Source organism: Aromatoleum petrolei (assembly GCF_017894385.1).
Classification (GTDB): domain Bacteria; phylum Pseudomonadota; class Gammaproteobacteria; order Burkholderiales; family Rhodocyclaceae; genus Aromatoleum; species Aromatoleum petrolei.
In genome coordinates this window covers 221,597-241,086 of the sequence record NZ_CP059560.1, presented here as the reverse complement: position 1 = coordinate 241,086, position 19,490 = coordinate 221,597, and the positions used below count along the sequence as shown (strand labels likewise).

At 67.8% G+C, this 19,490-nt stretch carries 19 protein-coding genes; 14 read left to right on the top strand and 5 right to left on the bottom strand.

The annotated features are described in order from the left end of the window. Nucleotides 1–2 precede the first annotated feature (2 nt). The 9 genes from ToN1_RS01045 (at nucleotide 3) to ToN1_RS01005 (ending at nucleotide 9,056) form a co-directional block, all read left to right on the top strand. The gene (locus tag ToN1_RS01045) at nucleotides 3–803 is read left to right on the top strand and encodes an SDR family oxidoreductase (RefSeq protein WP_169206410.1); all 801 of its coding nucleotides are present in this window, start codon (nucleotides 3–5) and stop codon (nucleotides 801–803) included. Further along, nucleotides 793–2,478, top strand: coding sequence for a thiamine pyrophosphate-binding protein (locus ToN1_RS01040; protein WP_169206409.1), 1,686 nt, complete (start codon nucleotides 793–795; stop codon nucleotides 2,476–2,478). The genes ToN1_RS01045 and ToN1_RS01040 overlap by 11 nt, the downstream gene beginning before the upstream one ends. Next, complete coding sequence (locus ToN1_RS01035; protein WP_210147955.1) at nucleotides 2,475–3,299, top strand: aspartate dehydrogenase; 825 nt, start codon at nucleotides 2,475–2,477, stop codon at nucleotides 3,297–3,299. The genes ToN1_RS01040 and ToN1_RS01035 overlap by 4 nt, the downstream gene beginning before the upstream one ends. A gap of 8 nt (nucleotides 3,300–3,307) precedes the next feature. Beyond that, nucleotides 3,308–4,810: an aldehyde dehydrogenase gene (locus ToN1_RS01030; protein WP_169206408.1), complete on the top strand. Its 1,503-nt coding sequence runs from the start codon at nucleotides 3,308–3,310 to the stop codon at nucleotides 4,808–4,810. Between the two features lie 66 nt (nucleotides 4,811–4,876). Beyond that, nucleotides 4,877–5,851, top strand: coding sequence for a VOC family protein (locus tag ToN1_RS01025; protein ID WP_169206407.1), 975 nt, complete (start codon nucleotides 4,877–4,879; stop codon nucleotides 5,849–5,851). A gap of 77 nt (nucleotides 5,852–5,928) precedes the next feature. Next, nucleotides 5,929–6,159 carry a recombinase-like helix-turn-helix domain-containing protein gene (locus ToN1_RS01020; RefSeq protein WP_169206406.1) on the top strand — a complete coding sequence of 77 codons (231 nt, stop codon included), beginning with the start codon at nucleotides 5,929–5,931 and terminating at the stop codon, nucleotides 6,157–6,159. A 35-nt stretch (nucleotides 6,160–6,194) separates the two neighbouring features. Continuing rightward, entirely contained in the window at nucleotides 6,195–7,223 is a 1,029-nt protein-coding gene (locus ToN1_RS01015) for an aromatic ring-hydroxylating oxygenase subunit alpha (protein ID WP_169206405.1), read from the top strand. 63 nt (nucleotides 7,224–7,286) lie between these two features. Beyond that, nucleotides 7,287–8,246, top strand: a complete 960-nt coding sequence (locus ToN1_RS01010) for a PDR/VanB family oxidoreductase (protein ID WP_169206404.1) — start codon at nucleotides 7,287–7,289, stop codon at nucleotides 8,244–8,246. A gap of 24 nt (nucleotides 8,247–8,270) precedes the next feature. Next, nucleotides 8,271–9,056, top strand: coding sequence for an FRG domain-containing protein (locus tag ToN1_RS01005; protein ID WP_169206403.1), 786 nt, complete (start codon nucleotides 8,271–8,273; stop codon nucleotides 9,054–9,056). A 1-nt stretch (nucleotide 9,057) separates the two neighbouring features. Here ToN1_RS01005 and ToN1_RS01000 read toward each other — a convergent pair whose 3' ends face one another. Continuing rightward, entirely contained in the window at nucleotides 9,058–10,266 is a 1,209-nt protein-coding gene (locus tag ToN1_RS01000) for a glycosyltransferase (protein WP_169206402.1), read from the bottom strand. A gap of 57 nt (nucleotides 10,267–10,323) precedes the next feature. On the opposite strand from ToN1_RS01000, the gene ToN1_RS00995 reads away from it, so the two are divergent. Next, nucleotides 10,324–10,977, top strand: a complete 654-nt coding sequence (locus tag ToN1_RS00995; protein ID WP_169206401.1) for a TetR/AcrR family transcriptional regulator — start codon at nucleotides 10,324–10,326, stop codon at nucleotides 10,975–10,977. 408 nt (nucleotides 10,978–11,385) lie between these two features. On the opposite strand, the gene ToN1_RS00990 is transcribed toward ToN1_RS00995, so the two are convergent. From ToN1_RS00990 to ToN1_RS00980, 3 genes are all read right to left on the bottom strand, one after another. Next, entirely contained in the window at nucleotides 11,386–11,790 is a 405-nt protein-coding gene (locus ToN1_RS00990) for a ribonucleotide reductase subunit alpha (protein ID WP_169206400.1), read from the bottom strand. A gap of 225 nt (nucleotides 11,791–12,015) precedes the next feature. Further along, nucleotides 12,016–12,927, bottom strand: a complete 912-nt coding sequence (gene gcvA / locus ToN1_RS00985; RefSeq protein WP_169206399.1) for a transcriptional regulator GcvA — start codon at nucleotides 12,925–12,927, stop codon at nucleotides 12,016–12,018. 32 nt (nucleotides 12,928–12,959) lie between these two features. After that, on the bottom strand, nucleotides 12,960–13,874 hold the full coding sequence (locus ToN1_RS00980; RefSeq protein ID WP_169206398.1) for a LysR family transcriptional regulator: 915 nt from the start codon (nucleotides 13,872–13,874) through the stop codon (nucleotides 12,960–12,962). 119 nt (nucleotides 13,875–13,993) lie between these two features. Between ToN1_RS00980 and ToN1_RS00975 the strand changes: the two genes are divergently transcribed. Further along, a complete protein-coding gene (locus ToN1_RS00975) occupies nucleotides 13,994–14,851 on the top strand; it encodes an oxidoreductase (protein ID WP_169206397.1) in 858 nt (285 codons plus the stop codon). A gap of 147 nt (nucleotides 14,852–14,998) precedes the next feature. Here the strand turns inward: ToN1_RS00975 and ToN1_RS00970 are convergent, their stop codons facing one another. Beyond that, nucleotides 14,999–16,909, bottom strand: coding sequence for a putative bifunctional diguanylate cyclase/phosphodiesterase (locus ToN1_RS00970; RefSeq protein ID WP_169206396.1), 1,911 nt, complete (start codon nucleotides 16,907–16,909; stop codon nucleotides 14,999–15,001). Nucleotides 16,910–17,187: 278 nt separating this feature from the next. Here ToN1_RS00970 and ToN1_RS00965 point away from each other — a divergent pair, with 278 nt between their 5' ends. From ToN1_RS00965 to ToN1_RS00955, 3 genes are read left to right on the top strand one after another with little or no spacing between them, the layout of a single operon-like run. Beyond that, nucleotides 17,188–17,541, top strand: coding sequence for a Zn-ribbon domain-containing OB-fold protein (locus tag ToN1_RS00965; protein WP_169206395.1), 354 nt, complete (start codon nucleotides 17,188–17,190; stop codon nucleotides 17,539–17,541). A gap of 19 nt (nucleotides 17,542–17,560) precedes the next feature. Beyond that, complete coding sequence (locus ToN1_RS00960) at nucleotides 17,561–18,706, top strand: thiolase family protein (protein WP_169206394.1); 1,146 nt, start codon at nucleotides 17,561–17,563, stop codon at nucleotides 18,704–18,706. Between the two features lies 1 nt (nucleotide 18,707). Beyond that, entirely contained in the window at nucleotides 18,708–19,472 is a 765-nt protein-coding gene (locus ToN1_RS00955; protein WP_169206393.1) for an SDR family NAD(P)-dependent oxidoreductase, read from the top strand. The last annotated feature ends 18 nt before the right edge of the window (nucleotides 19,473–19,490 follow it).

Below are 19,490 nucleotides of genomic sequence, written 5' to 3'. Positions count from 1 at the left end.
TGATGGCAATCTGCAATCTCGAAGACTCGGTCGCCGTGGTGACCGGCGGCTCGTCCGGCATCGGCCTCGCCTGCGTCGCCGAGTTTCTCGCGGCTGGCGCGGCCGTCGCCTTCTGCGGCCGCGACGAGGCGCGCCTGCGCGGCGCCGAGAGGCAGCTGCGCGAGCGCTTCCCCGGTGCGCGCCTGCTCGCCGCTCCGTGCGACGTGCTCGATGCGGCCTCGGTGCAGGCGTTCGCGGCACACACCGAGGAGACCTTCGGCCCGGCGTCCATCCTCGTGAACAACGCCGGCCAGGGGCGCGTGTCGACCTTCGCCGACACCTCCGACGAGGCCTGGACCGAGGAGCTGCACCTGAAGTTCTTCTCGGTGCTGAACCCGACCCGTGCCTTCCTGCCGCAGCTCGAGCGCCGGGCGGATGCGGCGATCGTCTGCGTCAATTCGCTGCTCGCGCTGCAGCCCGAGCCACACATGGTTGCGACTTCGGCCGCGCGCGCCGGCATCGCGAATCTCGTGCGCTCGCTGGCCGTCGAGTTCGCACCCAAGGGCATTCGCGTGAACGGCATCCTCATCGGGCTCGTCGAGTCCGGCCAGTGGCGCCGCCGCTACGAGCTGCGCGAGCGCCGCGAGCAGGGCTGGGACGCCTGGAGCGCCGAGCTCGCCCGTGCGAAGCAGATTCCGCTCGGGCGCCTGGGGCGCCCCGAAGAGGCCGCCCATGCCGTCTTTTTCCTGGCTTCGCCGCTGTCCTCCTACACGACCGGCAGCCATATCGATATTTCCGGAGGTTTGTCCCGCCATGCAAGATAAGAACACCGTCACCGTCGGCGCCGCCATCGCCGCCTTCCTCGAGCGCTGCGGCGTGCGCACGGCCTTCGGCGTGATCTCGATTCACAACATGCCGATTCTGGACGCGTTCCACGAGCGCGGCCGCATCCGCTTCGTGCCCGCACGCGGCGAAGCCGGCGCGACCAACATGGCGGACGCCGCGGCGCGCACGACCGCGGGCCTGGGTGTGTGCCTCACGAGCACCGGCACCGCCGCGGGCAACGCCTCCGGCGCGATGGTCGAGGCGCTCACGGCCGGCACGCCGCTGCTGCACATCACCGGCCAGATCGAGAGCCCCTACCTCGACCGCAACCTCGCCTACATCCACGAGGCGCCGGACCAACTGACGATGCTGAAGGCGGTGTCGAAGGCCGCGTTCCGCGTGCGCAGCGCCGAGACCGCGCTCAGCACGCTGAAACTCGCGGTGCAGACGGCGATGAGCGCGCCGACCGGCCCGGTCAGCGTCGAAATCCCGATCGACATTCAGGGCGCGCACATCCCGATGCCCGAGGACCTGTCGCCGCTGCCGCTGAAGACGCTTGCGCCTTCGGCCGAGGCGCTCGACCAGCTCGCCGACCGCCTTGCGAGCGCGCGCCGCCCGCTGCTGTGGCTCGGCGGCGGTGCGCGCCAGGCCGGCGCTGCGGTCAAGCGTCTGCTCGACATGGGTTTCGGCGTCGTCACCAGCACCCAGGGCCGCGGCATCGTGCCCGAGGACGACCCGCGCTCCCTCGGCGCCTACAACCTGCACGCGCCGGTGCAGGCGTTCTACCGCGGGTGCGACGCAATGCTGGTCGTGGGCTCGCGCCTGCGCAGCAACGAGACGCTGAAGTACGAGCTCGAGCTGCCGCGCCCGCTGTTCCGCATCGACGCGGACCCGTCCGCCGAGGGGCGCTGCTACAACAGCGACTACTTCGTCACGGGCGACGCCGTGCTCGCGCTCGAAGGGCTCGCCGACCGCCTCGAAGGGCGCATGCAGGTCGATCCCGAGCACGCCGCAGCGCTGCGCCGCGCGCACGACGAGGCCGTGCGCGGCCTCATCGACGGCCTCGGGCCCTACGCGCAGCTCGTCCGGACGCTGCAGGCGCGCCTCGGCCGCAACTTCAACTGGGTGCGCGACGTGACCGTATCGAACAGTACCTGGGGCAACCGCGAGCTGCGCGTCTTCGAGCCGACTGCGGGCGTGCATGCGCTCGGCGGCGGCATCGGCCAGGGGCTCGCGATGGGCATCGGCGCAGCGGTGGCGGCGGCCGTGAGCGGCTCGGGGCGCAAGACCGTGTGCCTCGCCGGTGACGGCGGCTTCATCCTCAACCTCGGCGAGCTCGCTGCCGCCGTGCAGGAGGAGGCCGACCTGCTGATCGTGCTGATGAACGACAAGGGCTACGGCGTCATCAAGAACATCCAGGACACCTACTACGGCGGGCGCCGCTGCTACGTCGACCTGCACACCCCCGACTACGCGCAGCTGTGCGCCGCACTGAGCCTGCGGCACGCGCGGGTGAGCGAGCTCGGTGGACTGGGCGCCGCGCTCGACGGCGCGCTGTCGCGCAAGGGGCCGTTCCTGCTCGAGATCGACATGCTCGCGATCGGCAGCTTCAAGACGGTGTTCGCCGGCCCGCCGGTGAACGAAAAGAGCGACCTCGAAAAGAGCGCGGCATGAGCGGGCCGGCCAACGTGAAGCGCGTGACCATGATCGGCTTCGGCGCGATCGGCGCCGGCGTGCTGGAGCTCGTGCGCGGCAACCCCGAGATCGCGATCGACACCGTCGTCGTCCCGGACCCCGCGGACGCGGCCCTGCGTGAGGCGCTGCGCCGTGCCGCCCCGGGTGCGAAGCTCGCCGCTGAGGTCGAGCTCGGGGCAGGCCGTCCGGATCTCATCGTCGAGTGCGCCGGACATTCGGCGATCGGGCAACACGTGATCCCGGCGCTCGAGCGCGGCGTGCCCTGCCTCGTGATCTCGGTCGGCGCGCTGTCCGAGGACGGGCTCGCCGAGCGGCTGGAGGAGGCGGCACGCCGCGGCGGCACCCAGGCGCAGCTCCTGCCCGGCGCGATCGGCGCCATCGACGCGCTCGCCGCGGCGCGCCTCGGCGGCCTCGAAGAGGTGCGCTACGTCGGACGCAAGCCGCCGCAGGCCTGGAAAGGCACGCCGGCCGAGGCCGAGCTCGACCTCGACATGGTCGACGAGCCGGTGCGCATCTTCGTCGGCACCGCCCGCGAGGCCGCGCACCGCTTTCCGAAGAACGCCAACGTCGCCGCCACCGTCGCGCTCGCCGGGCTGGGCCTGGACGCGACCCGTGTCGAGCTGTGGGCCGACCCCCGCGTCGAGGAGAACCAGCACCACATCGACGCGCAGGGTGCCTTCGGCCGCCTCGAGCTGACGATGAGCGGCAAGCCGCTGCGCGCCAATCCCAAGACCTCCGCGCTGACGGTGTTCTGCGTCGCGCGGGCGCTGACCAACAGCGCGCACGCGATCACGATCTAGGAAACGCCATGTACGACCCCGACCAGATTCAATCCATCTGCATTGCCGGCGAATGGCGCCGGGGCGGCGGCGACGTCTACGCCTCGCTCTACCCGGCGAGCGGCGAAGTCGTCGCGCGCCTCAACGCGGCGAACCTTGCCGACGTCGAGGAGGCCATCGCCGGCGCGCAGCGCGCCTTCGAGACGAGTGGCTGGGCGCAGAAGAAGCCGCACGAGCGCGCGCTGGTGCTGTACCGCGTCGCCGAGCTGATCCGCGCGCGCGGCGAGGAGCTCGCGCAGAAACAGCGCCTCGACAACGGCAAGCCGATCCTCGAGACGCGCGCGCTGGTCGCGAGCGCGGCGGGCACCTTCCAGTTCTTCGCCGCGGCCTGCGAAACGCTCGAAGAGGCGATCACGCCGGCGCGCGGCGACTACCTGTCGATGAGCGTGTACGAGCCCATGGGCGTGGTCGCCGCGATCACGCCGTGGAACTCGCCGATCGCGAGCGAGGCTCAGAAGATGGCGCCGGCGCTCGCGGCGGGCAACGCGGTCGTCGTCAAGCCCGCCGAGGTCACGCCGCTGCTGGCGCTCGAGCTCGCGCGCATCTGCGAGGAGGCGGGCGTGCCGCGCGGCATGGTCAGCGTGCTGCCGGGCAAGGGCTCGGTGATCGGCGACGCGATCACCCGTCACCCGCTGGTCCGCCGCGTGTCCTTCACCGGCGGCACGACGACGGGCCGCCACATCGCGCACATCGCGGCCGACAAGTGCATGCCGGTGTCGCTCGAACTCGGCGGCAAGTCGCCGACCATCGTGTTCGACGACGCCGACCTCGATCACGCGGTCAATGGGGTGCTCTACGGCATCTTCAGTTCGTCGGGCGAGTCCTGCATCGCCGGCTCGCGCCTTTTCGTCGCACGCGCCCTTTACGAGGACTTCGTCGCGCGCCTTGTCGCCGGTGCGGAGGCACTGACGGTCGGCGACCCGGCGAGCGAGCGCACGCAGATGGGGCCGCTGATCACCGCGCAGCACCGCGAATCGGTCGAGCGCTACGTCGCGCTCGGCCGCGAGGAGGGCGGGCGCGTGCGCTGCGGCGGCGCACGCCCGCAGGGCGCACATCTGGAGCGGGGCAACTACTACCTGCCCACGATCCTCGACGGGCTCGACAACCGCAAGCGCCTCTGCCGCGAGGAAATCTTCGGGCCGGTGCTGGTCGCGCTGCCCTTCGACGACGAGGCCGATCTCGTCGTGCAGGCCAACGATAGCGTCTATGCGCTCGCCGCCGGCATCTGGACGCGCGACTACCAGCGTGCCTGGCGTGTCGCCCGCGCCGTGCAGGCGGGCACCGTGTGGATCAACACCTACAAGCAGTTCTCCGCCTCGACGCCCTTCGGCGGCTGGCGGGACAGCGGCCTCGGCCGCGAGAAGGGGCGCCTGGGGATCCTGCAGTACATGGAGCAGAAGGGCGTCTACTGGGGCATGAACGAGACCCCGCTGGCCTGGGCCGCGCCGCGGACCGACTTGGCGGGCGTCTGAGCAATCGTCACGGGGCGCGACAGGCGCCCCGGAAGAAATACAGAGAGAGTGAGAGGAGACAGCATCATGGCGGTACTGGGCATCGACGAGATCACCTATCGCGCCGAGGATCTCGCGACCTGCGGGAAGTTCTTTGCCGACTGGGGCCTGCGGCTTGTCGCCGAGCGCGACGACGAGCTCGTGTTCCACACGCTGAACGACTGTGTCGTGCGCGTCGCCCACCCATCGCGCGCCGGCGTGCCGGCCGGCATCGAGGACGGCCCGACCCTGGTCGAGGTCGTGTGGGGCGTCGACAGCGAAGCCAATCTCGCGACCTATGCCGAGGGCCTGCGCGATGCGCCCGGCTACTCGGTCGCGGACGGACGGGTGCGTTGCATCGACCCCAACGGTATCGCACTCGGCCTGCAGGTGAGCCGCAAGCGTGCGGTCGAGGTCGAAGGCGCCGAGTTCAATACCTGGAACCGGCGCCCGCGCGTGAACCGGTCCGCGCCAATCTACGAGCGCGCGGTGCCGATCGAGGTCGGCCACGTCGTGTTCTTCGCTGCGCATCGCGAGGAGGCGGTGCGCTTCTACACGGAGAAGCTCGGTTTCGCGCTGTCGGACCAGTACCCGGGGCGCGGCAGCTTCCTGCGCTGTGCGCCCCATGGCGGCCATCACGACCTGTTCCTGCTGCAGCTGCCGAGCGGCAAGAACGGCCTCAACCACGTTGCCTTCACGGTGCGCGACATCCACGAGGTGATCGGCGGCGGGATGGCGATGGACCGCTGCGGCTGGCGCACCCAGCTTGGCCCGGGTCGCCACCCGGTGTCCTCGGCCTACTTCTGGTACTTCGAGAACCCCGCCGGGGGGCTCGCCGAGTACTACGCCGACGAGGATGAGCTCACCGGCGAATGGGTGCCGCGCGACTTCGAGCCCGGCCCGACGGTGTTCGCGGAGTGGGCGGTCGAAGGCGGTATCGACGGGTTCAGTCGCCGGCCGCACGGGGCGGACGCGCCACGCTCGGGCTTTCTCACGGACCGCAGCGGCGAGACCGACCGCTGAGGGGCCGACAAACCTTTATTTCACGCCATCGCCGCGGCATGCATCCGCAGCGAGTCAATCACGAGGAGACGTCACATATGTGCACAGCAAACCGGCCGCTCTATCTCGAGCCGCACCAGGCCCGCAGCGCGGCGCCGACCCCCTTCGAGGACCTGCTGGGCGACGCGATCGAGCGCGCCTACGCGCAGGGGATCCACGAGCTGGAGTCCTTGATCGCCTATCTGAACCAGTCCGGCCCCAGCGCGCCGAACGGCTCGCCGTGGACGACCGACCTGTTCTGCGCCGAGATGGCCCGCCTCGGCGCCTGAGCGCCGCGACTCGATAACGAATCGGAGATACCAAAGTGAGCACCAAGGAAATCGACCCCATCGACGAATACCTCGCGGACGGCCTGAAGGAACGCTGGTACGCGATCTGCCCGTCCAGCTTCGTCACCGACCGCGCCATCAGCCTGCGCCGCCTCGGCCTCAAGCTCGCCCTGTGGCGCGATCCCGCGAGCGGAACGATCCACTGCCTCGAGGACCACTGCCCGCACCGTGGCGCGCCGCTGTCGGTCGGCGTCGTGCTGGGTGACCGCATCGCGTGCGCCTACCACGGCGTCGAAGTGCGCTGCGACGGCGTCGTCACACGCGTGCCCGGCAGCCCGGGATGCAAGCTCGAAGGCTCGCGCACGACACGCTCGTACCACGTGCAGGACGCCGCCGGCATGATCTTCCTGTACAACGCCGCGAGCCCCGTCGAGGTCCCGCCGCCGCTGGAGCTCCCGGAGTACCTCGCCTCGCCCGAGTGGAGCAGCTTCCACTCCTACATGGAGTGGAAGAGCGACTACCGCTACGTCGCCGACAACGTCATGGACCCGATGCACGGCGCCTACCTGCACCGCCAGTCGCACTCGATGTCTGAAGGCGACATCTCGGCCGACTTCGTGATCCGCGACACCGACCACGGCTTCTTCTTCGAGAAGAAGGGCCAACGCAACGTGAACTTCGACTGGACCGAGCTCCACGACGACGGCAAGCTCATGTACCACCGCCTCGAGATCCCCTACCCGAAGACTGGCGGTCCCGGCGGCAACTTCACCATCATCGGCATGTACGTTCCGATCACGCGCGACACCTGCGGCGTCGTGTTCTGGCGCTGCCGCAAGCTGGGCGGCTGGCAGCGCGACGTGTGGCGCTTCCTGTACAAGAACCGCCTTGAGGCGCGGCACTGGGAAGTCGTCGAACAGGACCGCACGACGCTCGAGCTGATGGAGCCCGATGCGTGCGAGCGCGAATTCCTCTACCAGCACGACATGGGTCTCGTGCGCCAGCGGCGCTACATGCGCAGCATCGCGGCAGAGCAGATCGAGGCCGCCCAGTCGGCCCGCTGAGCGGGTCGCCCACACGACGGGCCGTCCGCATACCGGACGGCCCGGGAGCCGATGGATATCGAGATGACTACAGACGAAACCGTGACGATGCGCGTCGAGGCCATGCGCTACGAGGCCGAGGGCATATTGAGCATCGAACTGGCTGCCCCCGACGGCGCCGAACTGCCCGTGGTGGCAGCGGGCGCGCACGTCGACCTCTTCCTCCCCAACGGAATCGCGCGCAGCTACTCGCTGGTCGTGCCGCGATCCTCGCCGCGCGCCTACGTCGTCGGCGTGCTGCTCGACCGCTCGAGCCGCGGCGGATCGCGCTACATCCACGAGCAGCTGCGCGTCGGCCAGGAGATCCCGGTGTCGCGCCCGCGCAACCATTTCGTCCTCGACGAGGATGCGGGCGACACCGTGCTGCTCGCGGGCGGCATCGGCATCACGCCGATCTACAGCATGTACGCGCGCCTCGTCGCGCTGGGGCGGCCGGTGCGCCTGCTCTATAGCGTGCGCTCGCGCCGCCAGGCCGCGTTCGCGCGCGACATCGAGCGGCTCGGTGGCGCAACCGACTGGCACATCGACGACGAGGCGGGCGGCCCGCCGGACCTGAAGGCCTACCTTGCAAGGTTCGACGCCAAGGCGCACTTCTACTGCTGCGGGCCGACACCGATGATCGACCGCTTCGAGGCGGTGTGCGAGGAGCTCGGCTACCCCAACGTGCATGTCGAACGCTTCGCCGCGCGCACGGATCAGGCGCCCGCCGAAGGCGGCGGCGCCTACGAGCTCGTGCTCCAGCGCAGCCGCCGCAGCCTGCACGTCGCCGCCGGCGAGTCGCTCATCAGCGTGCTGCAGGCGAACCGTATCGAGGTACCGTTCAACTGCCAGGAAGGGGTGTGTGGCTCGTGCGAGACGCGCATCATCGAAGGCGAGGCCGACCATCGCGACTCGGTGCTGAGCAAGGCCGAGCGGGCGGCCAACAAGAGCATGATGGTGTGCGTCTCGGGCTGCAAGGGCGCGCGCCTGGTGCTCGATCTCTGAGCGGCCGGCGGGCGGGAGACGACGATGGAAGTCTGCGTCGCGCAGTCGTGGAGCGATCTGCAGGCGCTGCTCTTCGAGGGTGCGTGGAACGAGCGCATCCTGCGCTACCGCTCGCCCTGCGCGTTCCGTGGCCTGGACGATGCGGGCCATCGCCTCGCGACCAGCCTCGCCCGGCTGGGCGGCGACAGCGCGCGGCTCGAGCGCCATCTGATCCGCAACTTCATCAAGTACGCCCACCGCGACGTCGTCGAGCGCGACTCCCTGTGGCACTGGCTCTCGGTCGCGCAGCACCACGGCCTGCCGACGCGCCTCCTCGACTGGACGCACTCGCCACTGGTCGCGATGCACTTCGCGACCGCCCGCGCCGAAGCGATGGAGCGTGACGGCGCGATCTGGTCCATCAACTACGAGCGCGCACACCGCCTGCTGCCCGCCGTGGTGCGCGACGCGCTCGACCGCGAGGGGGCGAACGCCTTCACGACCGAGATGCTCGCGCACACCGTGACGACGCTGGACAGCCTCGAGGCCATGTCCGCGCAGTCCTTTCTGCTGTTCTTCGAGCCGCCGTCGATCGACGACCGCATCGCGAACCAATACGCGCTGTTCTCGGTGATGTCCTCGGCGGCGGCCGGCGTGGACGACTGGATCGCGCGGCATCCGGCGCTGTGCCGCAAGATCGTCGTCCCGGCGGCCCTCAAGTGGGAGATCCGCGACAAGCTCGATCAGTGCAATATCACCGAGCGGGTGCTGTTCCCCGGGCTGGACGGCCTGAGCCGCTGGCTGGCGCGTCAGTACCGTGCGCGTGCCTGAGCTACCGCCCAATCAGCTTCTCAACCTCCCGCACCGCCGCATCCAGCCCGCCTTCCCGTTCCATCCGCTCGCCAAGCTCCGCCGCCCGCCTCTGAACCGCCAAAGAGTCAACAAAGTCTATCGCCGTCTGCAATGACGTCGCATTCAACTTCGCTGCGTCGATCGCTGGCGGCGCAATACCCAGGCGCGTAAGGCGTTCCGCCCAGAATGACTGGTCGCCGGCGAAGGGGATGACAATCGAGGGCTTGCCTGCACGGGTGGCAGTATGGGTGGTGCCGGAGCCCCCATGGTGGATGACGGCAGCGGTGCGCGGGAACAGCCAATCGTGCGGGGTGGTGCCGATGCGCAAGATGTTGTCCGGCAACACGATGTCGTCCATGCCGCTCCAGCCCGGATAGAACAGCGCGCGGCGCCCGGCCAGGGCGGTGATCAGCGTCTGCATCATGCACTGCTCGTCGATCCCGACCATGCTGCCGAAACCGATATAAATCGGCGACGGCCCGGCGTTAAGGAAGCTGGCAAGTTCGGGTGGCGGCGTGAACTCGCCGGCCGGCGTCTGCCATTGGCCGCACAGACGGGCGTGAGCTGGCCAGTCGGCGGGTTGCGGGAGGATCGTCGGGGAGATGCCGTAGAGCATCGGATGTTCGGTCGGCAGCGTTCGGCGCGGCGGCAGCCCGAGGACCGTTTGGCGCGCTTCGTTCAGGGTTTTCCTGAAGGCCAGCCAGAACAACTGGTTGGTCAGCCTGAGACTGGCGTGGTTGAGCCAGCGTGGCACGACGCCGGCGGGAAGGAAGGGCGAGGCGAATTCCCGTGAAGGCGTGAGCGGGATCATGCCGGTGCCGATGGCCGGAATGCCCAGGCGTTCGGCGACCGACAGGCCGACGAAGCCGGCCAAGCCCGACGTGAGGATCGCGTCGCAGCCTTCAGCAGCGGCCAGCGTCTCCAGCATCCAGGCGCGGGTGTGAGCGTTGGTCAGTTGCACCAGTGCCTTGGCGGTGCCTTTCGGCCCCTGGCCGCTCCATTCAGAGAACAGTTGGCGGATGTCGCCGGACAGCGCCGAGTGGGGTAGACCTGCCTCCTCGGCCGAACCAAGGGTGCGCGCATCGCCGAGCACATGCACCTTGTGACCGGCGCCACGCAGGGCGTCGCCGAGGGCGACGAGCGGGCGAGTGTCGCCTTCGGTGCCGTACGTGAGGATCAGCAGTTTCATCGAAGTACCTTAAAAGGTATACGGCGTATACTTTAACATTCTCTATACTGCCTGACGATGACCCCCTCGGCCGACCTGGAAGACCAACCCGACGTGCTCGCCGGCGGCCTGCGCCCCCTGAAGCGGGCGCGTCTGATGGAGCGCATCGCCGCTGCGGCCGGCGAACTATTTCAGATCCAAGGCTACGCGGCGGTAACGATGGAAGAGATCGCATGCGCCGCCGAGGTCTCAAAGCGCACCTTGTACAAGTATTTCCCGGTCAAGGAGGCGGTGCTGGCGCATCTGCTTGAAGCTGAGCTGGCGCGAGACCTCGCTCGCCTCGATTTCCGCCTTGATGAGAACGCTTCTTTCCGCGCCAACGTCTCGGCACTGCTGACGGAGTCGGCAGGCTGGTGCGAGCGCCATCCCGACTACCTTCTGCCCTATATCCGTTACAAATTTGCCAGTTTTGAGCCGAGCGCAAATACGGCCGATAGACCCGGCGGCAGCGGTGACATGGTGCAGGCGTGGATGCTGCTGATCGTCGCCGGGCAGCAGCGCGGAGAACTTGATCCGACGCGTCCGCCTGAACAACTCGCGACCTATTTCCACTACCTGTACTTCGGCGCCCTTATGCGCTGGATCACCGACCGGCGGCTCGATCTGAAGCAGGAATTAGCGGAAGTGGTGCGGCTGTTCGTCGATGGGGCCCGTGTTGCAGGCGTGCGATAGAAGCCCACCCTGAAAAGGCCAGGGGTTCGAGATTGTGTGAGCCTCTCAAAGCGGGAATTCGCGGTGGCTAACGCGGCCCCGATCCTCGATGGCTTCCTTTAACGGCGACCGATCACCGTACGCATGTTGCCGGGCATATTCCTGAGCAAGTCAGCGAAAAAGCGGTACGTTGGCAATAGGTCGCCAGCACCAGTGCGATGAACCGGAGACCTGTTGGTAGATGGCGGTGAACGTCGTGCGGCCGCGCTGCCGCCGCTTAACTGGCGCTGGCTGGCCGGAAGCGGCGGCGGAGGTGCTGAAGTGCGGGAATCGAGGCAGAACAGCCCTCGCGAAGGGGGGGCTGCGCGAGGATGAGTCCGCAGCCGTCTCCAGCCCGGACCGACTCGCTGCTGCCGTTGGCGGCGGTGCTTAGGGCAGGGTGACTTGCTGCCCGTCCGGGCGATAGGTCAGCAGATGCTTGACCACTCCGCCCTGAATCGACTTGACCATGGTTTCCAGTGCCTGCTGTGTCGCCTCGTCGCTCGGTTCTCTGCGTCCTTGCCCGCTTAGGCAGCCGACAAACACCATATCCCAGGATTGTCCGGTGTGGCGCGATTCTTCCACCAGTTCAGCGAAGCTCTGGATTTCACTGGTTTTCTTGTCTACGTACATCACGGGAACGAGCGCGCCCCCCTGACCATTTTCGAAGATGCGCTTTTCTTTCACAGAGGCGCCTTCCGGCAATTCGGCCCGCACGAAAACGAACAACAAACGCTGCGGCTCGGGTTGCCGGCGAGCCGTCTCCAAGAGATTTTGAAACCCTGAAATGATCATCTTTCCGCACTTCCCTTCCTGTCATCAGGAAGCGGATTCTGTCACAAAACCGCGAAGGGGCAACGATAGTGAATCGCGCCGGGGCGCGATGCGACCGCGGTGAGGCCCACGTCCCTGCGCGATCCTTGATGTTCTCAACCGAGGTGGCGGGAATGGCTAGAGCTTGTGTCAAACCAAATTCTTGCGAGCAATGATTGAAGCATTGTTGAAACAGGATGGGACCGTTCAGGTCGTGGAGCCGATTGCGGATTTCTGAAACTGTTCCAGCAACCAGGTGCGGAAGGTCGCCATGCTCGCGCTTTCCTTTCGGTCTGCGGGCATCAGGAGATAGTAGGTGTAGTCGCCCATGTCGACGTTCTGGCGGAATGGGGCGACCAGCTTGCCGGAGGCAAGGTCGTCAGTGACCAGGAACTGCTGTGCGATCGCGAAGCCTTGACCTTCCACTGCGGCTGCATAGGCCATGGCGGAGCTCTGGTAGGTCATCCCGCCGCGCGCATCGACCTGCGCCTCGACGCCCGCCGCTTCGAGCCAGTGGCGCCAATCGTCCGGACGCGCGATCGAATGGAGCAGTGTCTGGTGGCGCAGGTCGGCCGGTTTGCGGATCTTCGCGCTGGCGGCGAGCAGGCTCTGGCTGCACACCGGGATGAGCACGTTGTCGACCAGGCGATAGGCGTTCACGCCGCTCCATTTGCCGTCGCCAAGACGGATCGCGCCGTCGATGTCTTCCTTGCGGAAGTCGACCGGGTCGAGCGATGCGGTGAGCAGCACTTCGATGCTGGGATTCGCCGCATGGAAGCTGGAGAGCCTGGGGATCAGCCAGCGCATCGCGAAGGTGGTGTAAGCGCGGATCTTGAGCTGCTTGCGCTTGGCGCGCTTGGTCAGTCGGCGGGTCGCCTCGCGCAGTCCGTCGATGGCCTTCGTCACCGCGCGGTAGTAGTCCTCGCCCGGTCCCGTCAGCGTGATCTGGCGATGGCCGCGGTGCAGGAGTTGGATGCCGAGCGTCTCCTCGAGCGACCGGATCTGCCGGCTGACGGCGCCGGGCGTGACGTGCAGTTCGTCGGCGGCGACGGTGATGCTCAGATGTCTCGCCGCGGCTTCGAAGGCGCGTATCGCGTTGAGGGGAGGCAGGCGGTCCATGCGTGCGAGTCTGTCACACGCTTGAGCTCTGCTCAATCCGCGCGCGGCGCGCGGCGCGCCTCGTGCAGACGGGCAACGGTGAAATCGATGAAGCGGCGCGTGCGCGCCGGCAGGTGCGCACGCTGCGGATAGTAGATGTACAGGCCGATGCGTTGGCTGGTGTGCTTCGCGAGCAGATGCACGAGCCGGCCCTCGCGCACCAGGGGGGCAGCGATGTAGTCGGGGATCTGGCCGATGCCGACGCCCTCGACGACGGCCTTCGCTTCCGCGTCGACGTCGTTGGTGGTGAAACGCGCGGCCACCTCTGAATAGACGGTCTGATGCCGTTCCGAGTACTCCCAAGGCATCAGCTTGCCGGTGTTCGTGTGGCGAAAGCCGGTGCAGCGGTGCTGCGCGAGATCCTCCCAGCGCCGCGGCCGTCCGTGGAGCTCCACGTAGCCTGGCGAGGCACAGATCCATTGTTCGATGTCCATCAGGCGGCGGGCGACAACGTTGCGGTCCATTGCCGGCCCCATCCGGAACCCGACGTCGATCTTTTCCACAACGATGTCGCTGAGACGGTCGTCGAGTTCGAGATCGACGGCGAGCGCCGGGTATTCCTGCATGAAGGGCGGGAGCAGCGGCTGCACGAGGTGCTGTCCGACCGAGCGAGGCGCCGTAATGCGCAGCGTTCCGCCGACTTCGCGGCGGGACGACTGCAATTCGTCCATCGCCGCCCGGATCGACGCAAGGGCCGGGCGCACCTGGGCAAGCAACTGCGCGCCTTCGTCGGTCAGGCTCAGCTTGCGCGTCGTCCGGTGCAGCAGGCGCACCCCGACCTGCGCTTCGAACTGTCGGATGGTCTTGCTGGTTGCTTGCGGCGCGACGCCTTGCTCGAGTGCGGCGCGGCGGAAGCTGCCCGTTTCCACGACCCGCGCGAGCGTCCACAGTGCTTTCAGTTCGTCCATGAATTCGCATCCGGAAGTTGCGAATGAAACGCTGATTATGCGTCTAGTTAGCCCTCTTTGAGGGGCATAGATTTCGTTCCGGGCCTGACCCATTCACCCACCCGAACGAGGAATCCAAAATGTCCAACGCCAACACCAAAGTCTGGTTCATCACCGGTGCCTCCCGCGGCTTCGGCCTGGAGATCGCTCGCGAAGCGCTTGCCCGCGGCGACCGCGTCGTTGCGACCGCACGCAAGCCCGAGGCGGTCGAGGCCGTCCTCGGGCGGCACGACAACGTGATGAGCGTCGCGCTCGACGTGACGAACGAAGCGAACGCCATCGCCGCTGCCGACGCGGCGGTTGCGCGCTTCGGCCGCATCGACGTGCTGGTGAACAACGCCGGCTACGGGCTGCTCGGCGCCGTCGAGGAGTCGAGCGCCCGAGAAGTCGAGAACCAGTTCGCGACCAACGTCTTCGGCCTGCTGCACGTTACCCGCGCGGTGCTGCCCCATATGCGCCGCGCCCGCAGCGGCCACGTCATCAATGTCTCGTCGATCGGCGGCTATGCTGCCTATCCGGGTTGGGGCGTGTATGGCGCGACGAAGTTCGCGGTCGAAGGGCTGACCGAAGCGCTGGCGCTGGAGCTTGCGCCGCTGGGCATCCGCGCGACGGTCGTCGAGCCGGGCTTCTTCCGCACGGATTTTCTCGATTCGAGTTCGCTCGTGAAGACCGCGGTCGAGCATGCGGATTACGCCGCGACCGTCGGCGAGATGCGGGCACTGATGGCCGGCGCGAACCACCGGCAACCGGGCGATCCGAAGAGGCTCGCGAAGGCCTTCCTGCAGCTGGCCGACAGCGCCGAGCCGCCCGTGCGCCTGCCGCTGGGGACGGACACGGTGACGAAGATCGCGGAGAAGAACCGCTTCGTCGAGGGCGAGCTCGCCGCCTGGCACGCGGTGGCGGTGTCGACCGATCACGACGACGTGGCGCGCGGGTGACGGCTTCGCCCCTGGGTGTGTACAGTGCGACTCTATGCCGGAACGTCGGTGCCGATGCTGGCGATCCAGGTCGGCGCGTTCGCACTCGCCGCAGCCGTGATGCTGCTGATTCCTCGCCAATCACCGGACGCCACCGCGGCGCCGCAGTCAGTGTAGCGTCGCGTGGAACATGTCTTCGGGCAGATGCCAGCTCGCGAACTCCTCCGCGGGTAGCGGCTGGCTGATGAAGTAGCCCTGAGCGACGTCGCACTTGAGCGCGGCCAGGCGAGTCCAAGTCGCCTGGTCCTCGACGCCTTCGGCGATCACGCTGAGGCCCAGGTCGTGGCCGAGGTCGATCGTCGAGCGCACGATCGCGTCCGAGCCTTCGTGCTCGAGCATGCGGCCGACGAAGGACTGGTCGATCTTGATCGAGTCCGTCGGCAAGCGCTGCAGATAGGTGAGGCTGGAGAAGCCGGTGCCGAAGTCATCGATCGCGAGGTGGACGCCCAAGTCCCTGAGGCGCTTGAGTGTCTCGAGCGAACCGCGCGGATCCTCCAGCAGTGCGCTTTCGGTGATTTCGAACTGGACGTTCCCCGCGTCGACGCCCCAGGTGAGGAAGAGCCCGCGGATGCGGTCCACGAGGCGGGAGTCGAGGAGGTCCCTCGTGGATAGGTTGATGGCCAGCGGCACCGCGATGCCGTCGGACTGCCAGGTGTAGACCTGTCGAAAGGCCTCGCCCAGCACCCAGTTCGTGAGCGGTGTGATCAGGCCGGCCTTCTCAGCCATCTTGATGAAGCGGTCCGGCCCGATCAGCCCGTGCTCGGGATGGGCCCAGCGCACCAGCGCTTCGGCGCCGCAGGGGATGCCGGTGGCGATGTCGACCTTGGGCTGGCAGTACAGGCGCAGTTGCTCGTCGGCGATCGCGTGATGCAGCTCGGCGACCAGCGACAGGTTGCGGTTGCAGTCACGGTCCAGGTTGCCGGTGAAGATGGCGAAGTTGCCTGGGCTCTGGCGTGCCTCGCGCGAAGCCAGCGCCGCACGCCGCATGAGGGCGTCCGGGCCGGGGCCGTGGCCGGGGAACAGCGCGATCCCGACGCGCGGCCGCGCGTCGATTGCGAAGCCGGACAGTTTGAGCGGTTGGTCGAAGGCCGCGAGAACGCGGACCGCTCTCTGCCCCGCGCGTTCGGCGTCAGTGTCGCGCCACAGCACTGCAAACTCGTCGTCGCTGACCCGCGCGAGCAGGTCCTCGTCGTCGAGAAGAGGGCGCAGGATTGCCGCAGCCTGGACCAGCAGTTCGTTGCCGTGCTGCGCCCCGAGCAGCTCGTTGACCTCGCGGAACTGGTCGAGCGCGACGATGCTGACGGCAAACGGGCGAGGCGTTCGCGGCGCTCGCGCGATCAACTCGCCGAGTCGTTTGTGGAACAGCGAACGGTTGGGTAGATCGGTCACCGGGTCGTACAGGGCCACGCGCTGCAAGGCCGCTTCGGCCTCCTGCTGGCGATTGCGCGCGCGGAGGGCTCCGATGCCGAACGCCACGTCCTCGGCAAGTTCGCTGAGCACGTTGACCTCCTCGTTCCCGAAGGCGTCCTTGTCGCCGGCGATGATGGTGAGATTACCCTCCACCTGGCCGTCGATGATCAGCGGAAAGGCACTCACGGCCACGTAGCCGCGTTTGCGCTGCTCGGCGTGCAGGAATGCGAGCGCGGGATCCTCCTGCACGAGATGGCTCACGCGCGGTGCGCCGCTGCGGATCGCGAGTGCGGTGGGATGCTTGATGTCGTCGGCCCACGACAGCGGGAAAACCTCCCAGATCCCTTCCTCGGCCCCCGCACACGCCATCATCCGGATGGTCCGTCTCTCGTCGCGGTCCGCGTAGCCGATCCATGCCATGCGGTAACCGCCCTGATCGACGATGGCGTGGCACATGTCCTGTAGCAGGGCTTCTTCGTCGACCGCTCGCGCAAGCGTCCGGTTGCCGGCGCTCAGCGTCTTCAAGGCCCGGTACAGGCGCTTGTAGTCCTCGATGGACACGCAGGCCGCTTCAGGGGGCCGCGTGCTTTCGTCCTTGGCTCCGTCCATGTTCCGCCTCCTTGCAGCCCGATGACCGAGGGGGCTCGCGAGGCGGCACCCGCGCATGCGTTCATCCCCGTCGCGAAGAGACGCGTGAACCACTCCGCAAAGCGCCTCATTTCTTAGTCAGGGAAGTCCGCGGTGCGTTCCATCGTGGCTTGCGCTGACTTGAGTAAAGCTCAAGCAAGTCCGCCCGATTTATCGATTGTCGCGGTTTTGTCGGAAAGCAACCATGGCGTCACTGGCCCGCACGGGCACAGCTGGACAATTTCGACAAGGAGACCGACGTGTCAGCCCAACCTTATCCGCTGTGGAGCACCGCTTCACCGGCTGCTTTGCTTGCTTCGCGCGATCTCGAAAGCGACGAATGGGTATTCCCACCCGTCGCCGACGCGTCGCCGCTCGCCCCACGCCACGCCACCGTGTCGGTGAGCGGGAGCGGGCGGGTGTACAGCTTCACGATGATTCACCCGAACCCGAAGAGCGGCCTGAGCCCGTATGCGCTCGGCTATGTCGATTTCCCCGGACCGGTGCGCATCTTCGGCCGCCTGCAGGGCAAGGACCGGCCCGCGATCGGCGACCGCTATCTGCCGCGGCCGGATGCGGACTTCGGCTACGTCTTCGAGGCCGTCGCGGCCTGAACCCTAGCGAGAGAGCGATATGCAGAACATCTACATGACCGGCGGCGCGATGACCGCCTTCGGACGTCATCCGGGCGTGTTGGCGCCGGAGCTTGCGCAGCAGGCCATCCTCAAGGCGATGGACGACGCGGGCGTCGCGCCGGGTGACATCCAGGCCGTCTATTGCGCGAACGTGCTGGGCGGCATGATCCTCGGCCAGCTCATCGTGCGCGACCTCGGGTTCAAGGGCATCCCCGTCTACAACGTCGAGAACGCCTGCGCGAGTGGCGCGACCGGCGTGCATCTGGCGCGGCACGCGATGCTCGCGGGCCAGTACGACACGGTGCTGGTCTTCGGCATCGAGCAGCTGACGACGCTGGGCGGCGGCACGATCCCGATGCAGCGCAACGACCACAAGACCGACCTATACGCCCGGGCCGGGATGGTGTTGCCGGCCGTGTATGCGATGCGCGGCACGCGCTTCCTGCACGAGCGCGATGCGAAGCCCGCCGATCTTGCCGCGGTGGCGGTCAAGAATCGGCGCCATGGCACCCTGAACGAGTTCGCGCAGCAGCGTACCGAGACGACGGTGGAGGAGGTGCTTGCGTCACGGATGATCGCCGATCCGCTGACCTTGCTGCAGTGCTGCCCGTCGCAAGTCGACGGCGCGGCGGCGGTGGTGTTGAGTACGCGCCGTCCCGACCAGGCGCGTGCCGTGAAGGTGCTGTCCTCGGTCGTCGTGTCCGGCATCCGCGAGGAGGCCGATGACGACATCCTCGATGCGGAGATCACCGCGCGCGCCGCGCGCCAGGCCTACGAGCAGGCCGGCCTCGGGCCCGACGATGTCGATGTGGTCGAGTTGCACGATGCCTTCACGATCGCGGAGCTGCTGTATTACGAGGCCTTGGGTCTGGCCCCGCGCGGGGACGCGGTGGCGCTGCTGAAGTCCGGGGCTACCCGGCTCGGCGGCCGCGTGCCGGTGAATCCGAGTGGCGGCCTGCTGGCGAAGGGGCATCCGCTGGGTGCGACCGGCGTCGCACAGATGGTCGAAGTGATGTGGCACCTGCAGGGACGGGCGGGGGCACGGCAGGTGGAAGGGGCCAAGGTCGGCCTGACGCAGTGCACGGGCGGCGGTATCGCTGGGGTCGATCACGCCGCGTCGTCGGTTCATCTGCTGGGGGTGTGACATGGATCAGAACAGATTCGACACCGGCCATGTCGCGGTCGTGACGGGGGCTGCGCGCGGCATCGGGCTCGGCATCGGGACGAGCCTCGCCCGCGACGGAGTGACGGTGGCTCTGCTCGACCGCGACGGCGCGGCGCTCGACGACGCGGTCGGGGCGCTGAGCGCCGAGGGCTTGAAGGTCATCGGCGTCACGGTCGACCTCACCGACTCGGCAGCGGTCAATGCCGCGTTCGGCGACATCATCGCGCGTGCCGGGCGCATCGACTATCTCGTCAACAACGCGGGTGCGGTGCGCGACACGCGCTTCCTGAAAATGACCGACGAGGACTGGGATCTCGTCGTCGATACGAACTTGCGCTCTCAGTTCCTGTGCTGCCGCGCGGCCCTGCCGGGCATGGTCGAGCGCGGCTTCGGGCGCATCGTGAACCTCTCGTCGCGGGCATGGCTCGGCGGCTTCGGCCAAGCCAACTACTCGGCGGCGAAGGGCGGGGTGGTGAGTCTCACGCGCTCGCTGGCGATCGAGTTCGCAGCCAAGGGTGTCACGGTGAATGCCGTCGCACCCGGCATCGTCGATACGCCGCTGTTTCGCAATTTCGATCCCGACGTCCAGGCGAGGCTGCAGAAATCGGTGCCGGTGCAGCGGATCGGCACCGCCGAGGACATCGCCAACGCGGTCGCCTTCTTCCTCGATCCGAAGTCGTCCTACGTGACGGGACAGACGCTCTACGTGTGCGGCGGGCGAAGCCTGTCGTCGCCGAGCGTGTGAGGAGGGCGCCATGAGTAT